This window comes from Pseudomonadales bacterium (assembly GCA_024234615.1).
Lineage (GTDB): Bacteria > Pseudomonadota > Gammaproteobacteria > Pseudomonadales > IMCC2047 > JAJFKB01.
The window spans coordinates 1,527,791-1,543,172 of record JACKNY010000001.1; the positions used below are offsets into that span (position 1 = coordinate 1,527,791).

7 protein-coding genes are annotated in these 15,382 nt (G+C 47.3%); 4 read left to right on the forward strand and 3 right to left on the reverse strand.

The genetic code is table 11. The features are described 5' to 3' along the window. On the forward strand, window positions 1-363 hold the full coding sequence (locus H6995_07040) for a nuclear transport factor 2 family protein (GenBank protein MCP5214744.1): 363 nt from the start codon (window positions 1-3) through the stop codon (window positions 361-363). 33 nt (window positions 364-396) lie between these two features. Here H6995_07040 and H6995_07045 read toward each other — a convergent pair whose 3' ends face one another. Then, the gene (locus H6995_07045; GenBank protein MCP5214745.1) at window positions 397-3,093 is read right to left on the reverse strand and encodes a hypothetical protein; all 2,697 of its coding nucleotides are present in this window, start codon (window positions 3,091-3,093) and stop codon (window positions 397-399) included. 24 nt (window positions 3,094-3,117) lie between these two features. Further along, complete coding sequence (locus H6995_07050) at window positions 3,118-6,771, reverse strand: hydantoinase B/oxoprolinase family protein (GenBank protein MCP5214746.1); 3,654 nt, start codon at window positions 6,769-6,771, stop codon at window positions 3,118-3,120. A gap of 120 nt (window positions 6,772-6,891) precedes the next feature. Between H6995_07050 and H6995_07055 the strand changes: the two genes are divergently transcribed. From H6995_07055 to ggt, 3 genes are all read left to right on the forward strand, one after another. Next, window positions 6,892-11,754: an NAD-glutamate dehydrogenase gene (locus H6995_07055; GenBank protein MCP5214747.1), complete on the forward strand. Its 4,863-nt coding sequence runs from the start codon at window positions 6,892-6,894 to the stop codon at window positions 11,752-11,754. 89 nt (window positions 11,755-11,843) lie between these two features. After that, a complete protein-coding gene (locus H6995_07060; protein MCP5214748.1) occupies window positions 11,844-12,068 on the forward strand; it encodes a DUF2835 domain-containing protein in 225 nt (74 codons plus the stop codon). A gap of 205 nt (window positions 12,069-12,273) precedes the next feature. After that, window positions 12,274-13,965 carry a gamma-glutamyltransferase gene (ggt, locus tag H6995_07065; protein ID MCP5214749.1) on the forward strand — a complete coding sequence of 564 codons (1,692 nt, stop codon included), beginning with the start codon at window positions 12,274-12,276 and terminating at the stop codon, window positions 13,963-13,965. A 33-nt stretch (window positions 13,966-13,998) separates the two neighbouring features. On the opposite strand, the gene H6995_07070 is transcribed toward ggt, so the two are convergent. Then, complete coding sequence (locus H6995_07070; protein MCP5214750.1) at window positions 13,999-15,378, reverse strand: TonB family protein; 1,380 nt, start codon at window positions 15,376-15,378, stop codon at window positions 13,999-14,001. Window positions 15,379-15,382 lie beyond the last annotated feature (4 nt).

Below are 15,382 nucleotides of genomic sequence, written 5' to 3' on the forward strand. Positions count from 1 at the left end.
ATGATCGATCAAAGTTCACCAACGGCCACCATTGATGCCTACGTCGAGTGCTGCCGACAGGGGGATGTTGAAGGCCTTCGGCAGCTATTTCATAAGCAGGCAGCCATGTACGGCTATTTAAACGGAGAGTTGATGACCGGGACACCGGATATCTTTTATCAGGCGGTAGCGACTGCGCCTAGTCCGGCATCATCAGGAGAACCTTATCAAGCCGAACTCAGTTCTGCGGCAACGACTGAGCAAACCGCAACGGTTATCCTCAAGGAAAAGAACTACTGGGGGATGAACTTTACCAACAGTTTTCAGCTATTAAAAACGGCAGGTAAGTGGTTTATTGTCAGTAAGCTGTTTCAATCCGAATAAGGTTATTCTCTCGTGTCGGTTCAGCATGGATAATTATTTGATTAAACCCATATCCTTGCCAACAAACACAGCTGAAGTACGGTTGCGTACCTTGAGTTTGTCGAAAATATTCTTCAAATGCCATTTCACGGTATTGTCAGCAATAAATAATATCTCCGCGATTTGGTGATTAGTTTTCCCTTGCGAAATTAGTAGCAGGATTTCGATTTCCCGACTGCTCAGCTTTTCCGATTCAGAACTGGCCTTGGGAATACTCTCGTTGATAATATTTGGATTTTTTAACAGGCTCAGAAAGTGTCGTGCATCGTTTGAAAGCTCATCTGGGTTTTCCTGGCCATTAACCAGCTCAAAAACAAAGGGTGCTTCCTCTAAAAGTAAGCTGAAATAGGGGCCGCTTTGCGCTTTCTCGATGGCGATATAAATATTGTGACGGGCTTGTTGTTGCTGTTTTAACATCAATTGCGCATGTGCTTTCATGATGTGTAGCAGTATCTGCGGCCTGCGTGTCTCGGTTAACTCCACCAAGGCTAATAGCTGATCAATCAGGAGCAATGCTTCCGTATATTCGCCCAACCCAGCAAGCAGCCGGGATTTGATCAGCAATTTAAAACCCGATTCGCGTTCCCAGCGTTGTGGAATTAAATCGGGCGTTTCGGAATGGGGCTGAATACCCAGCAGATTGGCCGTTGCCAAAGCGCGGTAAATCTGTCCTTCTACAATCAATAATCGAATTTGCTCATTTGCCACCAGCAGACGTTGATACTTCAGATTGGCGGATTGGCAGATTGATTGTGCCCGCTCCAGATGGGCATAGGCCTCGGAGCGATTTCCCTCACGCCAGCACAATTTTGCCATGACGATATGACCCAGTATCGGCGCGCTGGCCTGTGAACATTGCTCCACGTAGGGGAGATTTTGTTCGAGTAGTTCACGCGCATCCTCTATTTGATTCCATTCATATAAAATGCAGCCACGATAAAGTGAGGGCTCGGCGGAGATATAACTGCGCCAGCTTTCTTCCAGTTCAGCAGTTTTTTCCGCTAGGCTGAATAGCTGCTCGGCCCGGGATAAATCGCCAATAGCCATTTCTACCAAGGCAGAAAAACATTGCGAATAGACCACGCCGTAGGTGGAATTGCATTGCGCGTGGTAATGGTTTGCGCGCGCCAGCGCTTCTCGTGATAACTGATATTCACCTTCGGCAAAATAGCAATAACCAAGGATATTTTGTTGCGCGCCATGGATGAAGGGTTCAACATCAGCACCTAATGGCTCCATGGCAATAGCTTTCGCCTTAGCGACATCATCAGCAGCAACAGCGGTGCCACTACGATAAACATTTAGTTCGCCGCGCAGCCCAGGGATGGATTCACCACGCGCCTCCAACGCATCCAGTCGTTGTACGGCTTCGCGTAAAGCTTCCGCGGCTTCCGTCGGTCGTCGCATATGAAAGAGCGCACAGCATTTATAGGCTGGAATAGTGGGTCGATCAGCAATCAACTCGGCAGGAATACGACGAGCCCATTCCAGGACTTGGGTCATATGACCACGGGTAATGAACTTTTTAGCGTGGCGTTCAACCAATTCAGCCAAGAAAGGGAAATCCTGACCTTCGATAGCATGCGATACGGCATCATCAATCAGTCCCTGCTCAGCAAGCCAACGACTGGCATATCGATGTAGTTCTGGTAATTTTTTAGGATAATTAATGGCCAGTTGATTGAGTAAAAATTCACGAAACAAATAATGATAACGATACCAGCCCCGGGTTTGATCCAGGGGGATTAGGAATAGGTTTTGCTGTAAGCACTGATTGATGAGTTGACGATTATTTTGCCCTGGATTAATGGCGTCACAGAGTTCCGCCTGAAAGCGGTTTAGCACAGAGGTATTTAATAAAAACTGCTGCATTTCAGGTGCCAGATTTCCCAGCACATCCTTAGCAAGATAATCTGCAATGTCGAGCACGTTACCGGATATTTTATTAAGAATTTCCTGGTGATTCGACGTTCCCAACAAAGCCAGAGTGACTAGTTGAATTGCTGCCGGCCAGCCTTCGGTTTGTTGTGTGATTTTGAGGATAGTCGAGTCATCGAACTCTATGCCTAGTTGTTGGCCGATAAACGCTGCAACATCGCGCTCGCTAAACCTGAGATTGTTGGTGTTGATTTCCTTAAGGCGGTTGCGAACCTTTAAACTGCCTACGGAAAACTGCGGACGTTTGCGACTGGCAATAATGAGCGACAGATTATCCGGCAATAGGTTGATCAGCATTTCCATAATCTGGGCGATGTCAGGTGTATCAACTGCGTGGTAGTCATCGATAAACAGCATCGTGGCCTTAGGTTGCTCGGCAATCTCCCTCATCAGGGTGGCAATAATCGCCGCAGACCTATCCATACTCCAGTTCACCAATTGGCCCCGAGTCAATGCGCCAGAAATCGCGTTCACCTGGGTTAGCGCACTAATCAAGTAGGTAAGCAATGCGATAACACTGCTTTGGTCCTGTTCCAGCGAGAGCCATGAGGTGACCTCGTTTTGCTCACTCAGGTTTTTATGCCATTCCGCCATGAGTGTGGATTTGCCATAACCCGCAGGAGCGCAAATCAGCGTTACCGGGCATGTCGGCGGTTGACTTATCAGCTGGTCGAACTGTGGTCGATGGATCATCCGTCCACTGTTGGTCGGCGGAAGAAGTTTGGTAAGAATAATTTCCTGCTCAGAAATCATGCTGGCTCAAATTAAAAATATTCATTATTGCTCTGTCGATAGACCAAAACCGCCACCGCCGGGCGTTTCTATCACGAAGGTGTCACCGCCTTTTACCGACACTTGGGCAGTTGCTTCTAAATTTATTCTCTCTCCGTCAGCACGTTGCACGTAGTTATTACCCCGCGCCCCCGGCTGGCCACCAGCCAATCCAAAGGGTGCCGTTTTGCGGTGGGACGACAATATCGCCGCCGACATAGGTTCTAAAAATCGGATCTTGCGAACCACCCCATCACCGCCGCAATGTTTGCCTTGGCCACCGCTATTTTTGCGAATGGAGAAATCATCCACCAGCACCGGAAAACGCCATTCTAGCACTTCGGGATCTGTTAATCGTGAGTTTGTCATGTGTGACTGTATCGCACTCACCCCATCAAAATCAGCGCCAGCTCCCATGCCACCGGCAATGGTTTCGTAGTATTGGTAGGTGTCATCGCCAAAGGTGAAATTATTCATCGTGCCCTGTGCCGCTGCGCACACACCCAGTGCGCCATAGAGCGCATTGACAATCCACTGGGACGTTTCCACATTACCAGCGACCACTGCCGCCGGGTAGCATGGATTCAACATTGAGCCTGACGGAATAATGATCTGAATCGGTTTGAGGCAACCTTGATTCATGGGGATATCTTCTTTGACCAGCGTACGGAAGACATAGAGTACCGCAGCCTTACATACCGCCGATGGAGCATTGAAGTTATTTGGCAGTTGCGCTGAGGTGCCGGTAAAGTCGACCACGGCGCTGGCGTTGACTTGGTCCAAGGTCAGTTTGACTTTGATGGTGGCGAAATCATCAATCTGATAGCTGAACTCACCCTCTTTTAAACCAGCTATAACCTTACGTACGGAGGCTTCGGCATTATCCTGCACATGTTGCATATAGGCTTTAACCACAGCCACGCCGTAGTGTTTGATCATGCGCCACATTTCGTTGATGCCTTTATTGTTCGCAGCAATCTGGGCTTTCAAGTCGGCAATGTTCTGATCTGGATTACGTGCCGGATAATGGCCAGTAGTTAATAGCCTGCGTATTAAGCTTTCGCTGAATTCACCCTGTTGTATTAGGCGAATGTTATCGAACAACACTCCTTCCTGCTCAACTGTGACACTGTTGGGTGGCATTGACCCAGGGCTGATACCACCGATATCGGCATGGTGTCCGCGGGATGCGACAAAAAAAAGTATTTCGCTATCACTCAGATTGAATACCGGGCTGATCACCGTTATATCGGGCAGATGAGTGCCGCCATTGTAGGGCGCGTTACTGATGAAACTATCACCGGGCGAAATCTCTTGTCCAAACTTGGCGATGATGCCTTTAACGCTCTCGCCCATTGAGCCCAGATGGATAGGCATATGTGGTGCATTTGCGACCAGATCCCCTTGGTCATTAAAAATTGCACAGGAAAAATCCAGGCGTTCCTTCACATTGACCGAAGCGCTGGTGTTTTCTAAAACCGCTCCCATTTGCTCCGCAATGGACATAAACAAATTATTAAACACTTCCAGCATAATAGGGTCCGCCTGAGTACCGATAGTGACGCGGTCGGGCAATGGGACAACACGTTCAAGCATCAGATTACCCAGCTTACTCAGGTGTGCCTGCCAACCCGCTTCGACGATATTAGTGCCAGTATCCTCAATAACCATGGCGGGGCCGTCGATATAATCGCCGGGGCGAAGATGACATCGGTTATAGACCGGCACAGTATGATGTTGGCCGTCACTAAAAAAACAGCTTTGTGCAATAGAACTCAAGCCATCTGGTCTGTTGCTAAAAGTTGGAGGAGTGCTGTCCTCATTGTAACCCGGAGCCATTGCCTCAACACAGATGGATTCCAGAACCAGTGCTTTAGCGGATACACTAAAGCCATACTGTTGGTGGTGTGCTGACGCGAAGGCGGCAATAATCTGCTGGTATTCTTCCTCGTATTTTTGAAAAGGAATCGGCAGGCTCGAATCGGTGCCCTCGTATTTAATATAGGCGGTACGTAGAAATTGAATTGTCTGTTTGGTGACTCCCTGCTGTATAAGTTCGTTACGAGCGTCGATTTCCATCTCGATTAAATTTGATTGTAGGGCACGCATGAGACTGGCTGATAGTTGGCGTTCTACCGCCTGCTGACGGATGGTGCGCATATCCGCCAAACCCATGCCATAAGCAGACAGTACTCCGGCGAAAGGATGCAGAATTACTTTTTTCATACCCAAAGCGTCCGCTACCAAGCAGGCGTGTTGACCACCGGCGCCACCAAAGCTACAAAGGGTGTAATCAGTGACGTCATATCCGCGTTGTGTAGATATCTGTTTAATGGCATTTGCCATATTATCGACGGCAATTTTGAGAAAGCCTTCAGCGATGGTAAATGGCGTTAGCTTACGACCTGTCTGTTGTTCAATTTCGTGAGACATTTGATCAAACTTTTGTGCAACAACCAGACTGTCCAATGGTTGGTCGGCATTTTGACCAAAAACACTTGGGAAAAAGTCTGGGTTGAGTTTGCCCAATAACAGGTTGCAATCTGTTACTGTCAGTGGCCCGCCGCGCCGATAACAGGCGGGGCCCGGGTTAGCACCTGCAGATTCTGGGCCGACGCGAAACCGCTCGCCAGCAAAGCTGAGAATGGAACCACCGCCAGCAGCCACTGTATGAATTTGCATCATAGGAGCACGTATTCTAACACCGGCCACTTGTGCATCGAAGGTGCGCTCATACTCACCCTGGAAATGGGCAACATCAGTAGAAGTGCCACCCATATCAAAAGTGATAATACGTCCGTAACCTGCCTGCTGGCAGGTTTTTACTGCCCCAACGATACCACCGGCAGGCCCGGAAAGGATGCTGTCCTTACCCTGAAATAAATCGGCACTGACCAGTCCGCCATTAGACTGCATAAACATCAGTTGTGTACCACCCAGTTCGGCAGCAACCTGATCGATATATTGACGCAGAATGGGTGACAGGTAGGCATCCACGACAGTGGTATCACCGCGACTGACCAACTTCATTAGCGGACTGGTTTGATGACTGAGAGATATTTGTGTAAATCCAATTTCCGCTGCAATCTCGGCTAGTTGCTGTTCGTGATGATGGTAACGATAACCATGCATCAGCACGATAGCGATAGCGCGAATGCCACGATTAAAAATTTGTTTTAATTGTTCTGTTGCGACAGTGCTATTAAAAGGCACTAGAACATCGCCCTGAGCACTGACGCGTTCCTCGATTTCTACCACGTCCTGGTAAAGCAATTGTGGGAGGGTAATATCCAGTTCAAAAAGCTTGGGGCGATTTTGGTAAGCGATACGCAACGCATCTTTAAAACCGCGGGTGATCGCGAGCACTGTCGGTGTGCCTGTCCGCTCCAGCAGCGCATTGGTCGCCACGGTAGTACCCATTTTTACAGATTCAAGCAGCTCGTGAGGAATGACATCAGCAGACTTAATTTTGAGAATATTGCGGATCCCCTGAAGCGCGGCATCTGCGTACTGCTCTGGATTTTCAGATAACAGTTTTCGAGTAATAATTCGGCCTTCGGGTGTTCGCGCGACAACATCGGTGAAGGTGCCGCCACGATCTACCCAAAATTGCCATTTTTTTAATATTTTATGCTGATTTTCAGGGGCTGAAAGCGTCATGCTATTTTTTTCTTAACTATACTTATCGGTAGTTGAACAATTAGGTTATTGTAAAGCACTTGCACAGGATAAGGCATTGAACAGGGTTAATCATTCACCAAATTTCAAAGGATCGCATAAATGAAAGGCGTCATGCTGGCCGATAAGAATAAATGTATGTTGCAATTGGAAAAGGAATTTAAGAGCAAACTGAGTAAAACTCAGTTGGAAAAAGTCACCACCTTTGCGCGCAATTACTTTCAGAATGTACCCGTTGACGATCTGTCTGGAAAAAATGTCACGGATGTCTACGGACAAACCCTTAGCGCGTGGAAATTCATTCAGGATTTCAATGCTAAAAAACCCAAAATTAAGGTCTTTAACCCCGATTATGAACAGCACTTTTGGCAGTCCAGCCATACCATTGTCATGGTATTGCAATCCGACATGCCTTTTTTGGTAGATTCGGTGCGAATGGAACTGTCTCACCAAGAGATCAATATTCATGCGGTACAAAGCATTGTTTCGCAGGTAAAGCGCAATGCTAAGGGAGTTTTTCAGGATCGTTCGATTTGTAATTATCAGGATGGCTGCCGCATCGATATGAAGGGCTATCAAACCGAAGCCTTAATGTACTTTGAAATTGATCGTATGGCGGACAAAGCGGCCCTGACCAAATTAGAAGCGGACTTGGAAGACGTGTTGGGTGATGTCGCTGCGGTGGTCGATGACTTTGAACCGATGAAAGCACGGGTTAGCACCATTATTACTTCTTTAACGGATAACCCTCCGCCGATCAACCCTGACGAACTGGCGGAAACTATAACCTTCTTAACCTGGCTGTTAGATCAGAATTTTACTTTTTTAGGCTATAAAAAGTACGTCTTAATTGGTGATAACAACAAGAAATTAGTTAAATATTTGGAGAGTGAAGAACTTGGGTTGGTGAAGCGCAAGCGTAAATCTTCGACGGATAAATACCTCGATGAACTCAGCCCCGACCTGCAATCCTATATTGAAAAACCACAGCTTCTTAGTTTCGCTAAATCCGGCAGCATGGCACGTGTGCATCGGCCGGTTTACCCCGATTACATTGCGGTGCGAGAATTTAACGACAAGGGTGAAGTTATTGGTGAACATGGCTTTTTAGGCCTCTATAGTTTGCCGGTCTATACCGAAAGAGCACAACGAATTCCGGTGCTGCGAAAGAAAGTTGAGCAGATTATTCAACGCTCGGGATTGTACCCCTATAGTCACGAGGGTAAACAGTTAGCACGAGTCATCGATACCTTTCCCCGTGAAGAACTGTTTCTAACGGATATTGATGAACTCTTTCACACTATTACCCGTGTTGCCCAAATTAAAGAACGCCAGCAGACTCGGTTGTTTGTGCGCAAAGACCATTACGGCAAGTTTTTTTCCTGTCTTGTCTATATGCCGAAGGAAAGTTATAACACGGACACAAGAAAGAAAATTCAGGCAATTCTTTGCCAAAATTTTAAAGCACTCAATGTTGAATTTACCACTTATTTCAGTGAATCCATTTTGGTGCGAACACATTTCGTCTTACGCACAAATCCCAATCAGACTTACGACTATGATTTAGAGGCGTTAAGGCAAGAAATAGTTGATGTAACCCGTTCCTGGCAGGACGAGTTATTACAAGGATTGGTGGATAAGTACGGTGAAGAAGCCGGTATTCTCTACGGACGACGTTTTCATAATGCCTTTCCATCCAGCTTTCGTGACAACTTCCCGCCCCGGGTCGGCGTTACCGACGTGCACCATATTCTCTCGCTGACCGATGACAATCCGATGACCACTTGGTTTTATCAGTACGCGGAAGACGAGGAGGAGGTTCACTTCAGTCTGTATCATCGCGAAGAGCCATTACCTTTATCTGATATCATCCCCATTTTGGAAAACATGGGGTTAAAAGTTATCGGTGAGCACCCCTATAAAATAGTGGATAAAGAAGGGCAGGTGGCTTGGAATCATGATTTTAACTTGATCTACCGCCTTGATGGCGAAGTTGATGCCGAAAGTACGAACCAACTCTTTACCCAGACTTTTGATAGTGTTTGGCGGGGTTTGGCTGCGAACGATAGCTTTAACCGTCTCGTTCTAGCAGCACAGCTGGATTGGCGTGCCATTACTTTTTTACGCGCCTGTAGCCGTTATCTCAAACAAATCAGGTTGGGTTTAAGTCAGGACTATGTTGCTGACACGTTACTTAGGCACATGGACTTTACCCGTTTGATTGTTCAATATTTTAACACCAAGTTTGATCCTGAACTTAAGCTCAGTAGTGAAGCCCGGCAGACAGACCTCGATAAAATTGAAAGCGAGTACCTGAGTATGCTGGATCAGGTTGAGAGTTTGAGCGAAGACCGCGTGTTGCGTCGCTATCTTGAGCTCAACAAAGCTATGTTGCGCACTAACTTTTTTCAGACCGATGCGCGGGGTAAGTCAAAAGAATACATCTCCTTTAAATTTGATTCTAAGCAAATACCGGATATTCCTTTGCCCTGCCCGATGTACGAAATTTTTGTCTACTCAAATCGTATGGAAGGCGTACACCTGCGTGGTGGTAAGGTTGCACGTGGTGGCTTGCGCTGGTCTGACCGAGCGGAAGATTACCGCACTGAGGTGCTGGGCTTAGTCAAAGCGCAACAAGTTAAAAATGCGGTGATTGTACCCGTAGGAGCGAAGGGTGGTTTTGTTGCCCATCGGACCTTTGAAATAACGGATCGAGAAGCCTATATGGCGGAAGGGATCGCCTGTTATAAAACCTTTATCCGTGGTCTGTTGGATGTCAGCGATAATTTAGTGAAAGGTAAAGTTGTTCCGCCTCAGAAAGTGGTGCGTTACGACGAAGATGACCCTTATTTGGTGGTGGCGGCAGATAAAGGCACCGCCACTTTTTCTGATATCTCCAATGCCGTTGCCAAGGAGTATGGCTATTGGCTGGGCGATGCCTTTGCCTCCGGCGGCAGCCAAGGCTACGACCATAAGGGTATGGGCATTACCGCGCGCGGCGCATGGGTGTCGGTGCAAAGACACTTTCGTGAACAGGGTCATGATACGCAGACTAGCGATTTTACTGTCGTTGGTATTGGTGATATGGCGGGTGATGTCTTCGGTAATGGAATGTTGCTGTCGGAGCACATACAGCTGGTCGCGGCATTCAACCATATGCATATTTTTATCGATCCCAACCCTAATGCGGCAAAGAGCTTCGTCGAACGTAAACGCTTGTTTGAACTGCCACGTTCCAGCTGGGCGGATTACGAGAAAAAACTAATCTCCAAAGGCGGTGGTATTTTTCTGCGCAGCGTCAAAGCTATCCCTATTTCTCCCGAAATGAAACAACGCTTTGCGATTAAAGCGGCTATCCTGACCCCGAATGATCTGTTAACGGCACTGCTAAAAGCACCGGTAGATATGATCTGGAATGGAGGTATTGGCACTTATGTCAAAGCAAAATCGGAATCGCACCTTGATGTTGGTGATAAAGCCAATGACGCCATCCGCATTAACGGTGCCGACTTGCAGGCTAAGGTTGTGGGCGAGGGCGGCAATCTGGGTATGACGCAACTGGGTCGAGTCGAATTTGGATTGAAGGGCGGCGCAAGCAATACGGATTTTATTGATAACGCAGGCGGTGTGGACTGCTCAGACCATGAGGTCAATATCAAAATTTTACTGAACGAACTGGTCGCGACGGGTGAGTTAACAGAGAAACAACGCAATAAACTACTGGTCACCATGACCAACGATGTGGCGGAACTGGTGTTGGAAAATAACTACCAGCAGGTGCAGGCAATTAGTATTGCGCAATCGCGTGCCGATGAATACATGAACGAATACCGCCGTTACATCAGTTACCTGGAAGAAACTGGCAAACTTAATCGAGCCTTGGAATTTTTGCCAACAGATGAAGAACTAGCACAGCGTGATGAGCAGGGTAAAAGCTTAACGCGGCCTGAGCTGTCTATTCTGGTTTCATACAGTAAAGCCGAATTGAAAGAGATACTTGTCAATACCAGTATCCCAGACGACAACTATCTATCGCAGGCGGTAGAGACTGCATTCCCGAAAATTCTCACGAAGAAATATAAAAGTGCCGTGCATAAGCATCAGCTGCGCCGAGAAATTATTGCTACACAGCTGGCGAATGACATTGTTAATCACATGGGCGTTACCTTTGTTAACCGCATGCGGAATTCCACCGACGCGCAGAATGAACAAATCGCCATGGCCTATGTGATTGCCCGCGACGTTTTTCAGATGCCGAAAATCTGGAAAGCCATCGAAGCATTGGATAACCAAGTCAGCGCCAAGGTGCAAACTGATATGATGTTCTCGTTGATGCGGTTAGTACGACATGGCGCACGCTGGTTGATCCGGCATCGCCGCGATTATGGTGATGTTAAATCCGTCATCGAACATTTTGGCCCAGGTATTGAAAAGCTGCGTCAAGGCATGCCGGGGATACTCTGTGGTGAACCACTTAAGCAGTGGCAAGCAACAAATGAGCAGCTTCAAAAAGCCGGCGTACCGGAATCTCTGGCGGCTGATATCGCGAGCTGCAGTGCGATTTACTTTGCACTGGACATTATCGAAGCGACCGCGGCTACTGGAACTAAATTAGAGCAGGTCGCCAACATCTTCTTTAACCTCGCTAACTGTCTTAACCTGCATTGGTTCCGACAACAAATCATTCTGCTTGATGTCGATAATCGCTGGCATGCCGCTGTACGAGACACCTTCCGTGATGACTTGGATTTACAGCTGCGCAATCTGACCAAAGCAGTTATAAAAATGGGCTCTGCAGCACCTAAGGAACCTGCAGCTCGTGTTGATTTCTGGGTCAGTGGACATCAGGAATTATTGAGTCGTTGGCAGTCCATGCAAAAAGAGCTGCGTGATGCGCCGCAGGTGGATACTGCTATGTTCACCGTAGCCATCAGGGAGTTGATGCGTATGGAGCAAGGAGAGTAATACCGTTCGCGGCAAGTCGGGCCGGCATAGGCTGGTTCGACTTCGGTCGGATAATGATAAACCGGCACAGAATACAACTCGGCTCGTTTATGTCAGAAATTTTCATTGACCTTGTCATTTCTTCACATGACTATCTGGCCCTCTATCAAGGGGTTGCAAAAGACGTTGTTGCAAAAGACCGCAGCGGCAGAACGGTACGCTTCCCGGCCAAAATTCTAAGACCTTTCGTAAGCCACAATGGCATCAATGGTTCTTTTTGTATCGAATTCGATGAGAACCACAAATTCAAAAAAATTAGTAGATCGCATAATTAGTATCTGAATTAAGATATCAGTATACCCAGATATCACTTCCCCCATGGGGGGGGGTAATGAAGATTATTAAAACGTAATCAAAGTAAACGTAGGCTTGTTTATGGGCTCGCTTCCTGGTCGCGGAGCAGGTAACATGCTGGTTTTGTGCCGCTCGCCCTGTCAGTGGGTTTGCGGTTTTGTTGCTTTGAAAAAGTGTTGGTTGACTATGAATTGTCCGCTTTTAATATTAAAAATAATTGTCATTAGTATGGCGTTGTTGGTCGGTTTAGCGACGGCTTCACCAGCGCCAACCAATTATTCTGCGGTTACCCAAGACGGCAAAGGGGCCATCGCAACAGTTAATCAAGAAGCTACAGCAGCAGCATTGACAGCTTATCAAAAGGGCGGTAACGCCATAGATGCAGCCGTTGCCGCAGCACTTGCTTTGGGTGTAGTAGACGGCTATAACTCCGGTATTGGTGGTGGCTGCTTTATCCTGATACGTTGGGCTGATGGTCGGATTGAGGCGATTGACGGTCGCGAAATGGCGCCAGCCGCCGCACATCGTGATATGTATCTACGCGATGGTGCTGTTGATGCAAGCCTGAGTAAAGTGGGTGCGCTTGCTATCGGCATTCCTGGTTCGGTCGCCGCCTACGATTACGTCATCAAAAAGGGTGGCAAACTATCGCTGGCGCAGGCATTACAAGCGGGCACCTTGCTCGCGGAGAAAGGATTTGAAGTCAATAAGCTCTACGCACAGCGTTTGAATTGGGCTGGTGCTGGCATAAAACAATTCCCCGCTTCTGCAAAAATTTTCTTAAATAACCAGAAAAAAACACTTCAGGCTGGGGATATTCTCGTACAAAAAGATTTGGCAGCGACCTACCGTAAACTGGCAAAGCAGGGCGCAGACTATTTTTATCAGGGGGAGTTTGCTACTCAGCTTGATGCCTGGATGAAAGCGAACGGTGGCATCATTACCCGAGAGGATTTTTCAAATTATCAATTGAAATTTCGGCAGCCGCTACTTACTCAGTATCGTGGTTATACCCTGGTGGGTTACCCACCACCAAGCTCTGGAGGAATTCATGTCGCCCAGATTTTAAATATGTTGGAGTCGTTCGAAGTGAGCAGGCTCTCCGATGTTGACCGCCATCATCTGCTTGTTGAGGTGATGAAGTTGGCATTTGCTGATCGCGCTTATTGGCTAGGGGACTCTGACTTCGTTAACGTACCGAAAGGCTTAACTAGCACTGAGTATGCAAGAAGTCTGGCGGCAAAAATTACGATGAGTAAATCAAATCCAGTGGTTCAACAGGGCACCCCGCCAAATGTCGAGACAGATTTTTTCGGTAAACATACAACCCATATTGCCGCGGCGGACAAAGATGGTAATTGGGTCGCCATTACGACTACGGTCAATACCTCTTTCGGGTCAAAGGTGGTCATTCCTGGCTCGGGAGTAGTGATGAATAATCAAATGGATGATTTTAGTATACAGCCCGGCGTACCCAATGCTTTCGGGCTAGTAGGGGTTGAAGCAAATAGCATTCAACCAGGAAAGCGACCACTTTCAAGTATGAGCCCAACCATTTTACTAAAGGATGATAAGCCAGTGATGACTTTAGGCGCTGCTGGCGGACCAACGATTATTACGCAAGTGGTTCAAGCGCTGGTTAATACTGTTGATCTTGAAATGGAATTACCTGCAGCATTGGCCGCCGTACGGGTGCACCACCAATGGCGGCCGGATGTGTTATTGACCGAAGCCTCGATGCCGAAGGCTGAACAAGAGGAACTTAAGGCCCGCGGCCATAGTTTAAAGATTCGCAACTATATGGGCGCGACGCAAGCGATTCGTTTGAATGCTAACGGGGGGTTCGTTGCGGCATCGGAACCAAGACTTGTTGAATAACAGCATCCAGGGATAAGCGTTTTTTCCGTCACATCATTTACCTTCCAAAGTATATTTCAGTGGTAATGTGAAGCTATAGTTTTCGCCTGTGATTTCCTTGGGAACCGGCGGATAGGGACTTGCCTTGAAGGCACTTTGTTGTGTCACTTGAGTCAGTTGTTCTGAGCTGCTGCTCAGTATCGTAACGTCCTTAATTTTGCCATTGCGATAGATGCTAATTTTAACTTTTATTTCACCCTCAAGATTTTGTCCGCGAGTTTCCTTGTCGTAGCTTTGGTGCTCAGGACGAGCGAACCAATTTAGTAATTGTAAAAAATAGTCCTGTTCGAGCTGTGCCAGCTGGGAGGGGGGCAAGTGCGTTGTTACTTCTTTATTTGGAAGTTTTTGTTGGTTGGCGTTGGGTTTAGCCGTTGGTATTGGCTCAGAAAATGCTGGTTCTTCAGGCAATTTAGATTGTTCTTTGCGCTGTGGCGCAATGGGTTTTTTCCTAATATTCGGAGGGATAATTTCCTTGATTGGCTTAGGAATAACATCTTTAGCAAATTGTTCAGGTTGGCTCGGTGCTGTTATTTTAACCGGTGCAACTTTTGCGTATTCGAGTTTGATATCCAAGGTTTGGACGCTGTCCTGTTCAAAGTAGCCTTTATTAAACAGATAAATGGTGCTCCAGAACAGCGTGCCGAGTAGCGTTAAGAATAATAGTAGCAAGACAAAGCCAGGCACCTTTCTTTTCGGCGCTGACGGGGGGATATCTTCGCGCACACGCAATTGGCTTACCGCCAATGTCTCTTTATTTTCCAGCGTTTCGCTAAATACCACCTGGAGTCCGCAGTGTGTATAATCCCTTTGGCAAGCCTGTGCAAAATTGATGTCCGTGGTTTCAATCAGGATGACGGGCACCACTGAAAATACTTGCTCAATGACTTCTTCTGGTTCTGATTTGGTAAGGTTACAAATGTTCTCTATGGCTTCATTTTTAGTGACACCAGGGTTCAGCCGACCATTAAAAATTATATAGTGGCTTGATTCGGATACTACGTCAGCGGTGGTTTTAATGGGTTGTTCTTTTTGTGTCGGGTCGTCAAGCAAGTAGTTGGGCTCAACGTCCTGACGGGCAATGGGAGCGTAATGACTAAATAAAATTTCGGCATTAGTGATGTCGTCATGCTCAGCACAATAGAGTTCGATGTAAAGCTCTAGGCCAGCTTTTTGAAACGCGTCCAGGTAGGTTTCAGCAAGCACCCGGTCTTCCACCTGATTGATAATGACGGGCTTAACAGAAAATAGAGCATCGAGCAATTCGTCAACATCGACATTAGTCATCAAAGATATTTGCTGCAAAGCCTCGTGGCGTCGCGTTCCGGCATGCAAATTACCATTAAAAATGATGCTATATCTCTCGGACTCAGGCATAGAT

Bases quoted from the DNA above. Each gene is read 5' to 3' on its own strand.
- H6995_07045 (MCP5214745.1), bottom strand. From the start codon at position 3,093: ATGATTTCTGAGCAGGAAATTATTCTTACCAAACTTCTTCCGCCGACC.
- H6995_07070 (MCP5214750.1), bottom strand. From the start codon at position 15,378: ATGCCTGAGTCCGAGAGATATAGCATCATTTTTAATGGTAATTTGCAT.
- H6995_07040 (MCP5214744.1), top strand. From the start codon at position 1: ATGATCGATCAAAGTTCACCAACGGCCACCATTGATGCCTACGTCGAG.
- H6995_07050 (MCP5214746.1), bottom strand. From the start codon at position 6,771: ATGACGCTTTCAGCCCCTGAAAATCAGCATAAAATATTAAAAAAATGG.
- H6995_07060 (MCP5214748.1), top strand. From the start codon at position 11,844: ATGTCAGAAATTTTCATTGACCTTGTCATTTCTTCACATGACTATCTG.
- H6995_07055 (MCP5214747.1), top strand. From the start codon at position 6,892: ATGAAAGGCGTCATGCTGGCCGATAAGAATAAATGTATGTTGCAATTG.
- ggt (MCP5214749.1), top strand. From the start codon at position 12,274: ATGAATTGTCCGCTTTTAATATTAAAAATAATTGTCATTAGTATGGCG.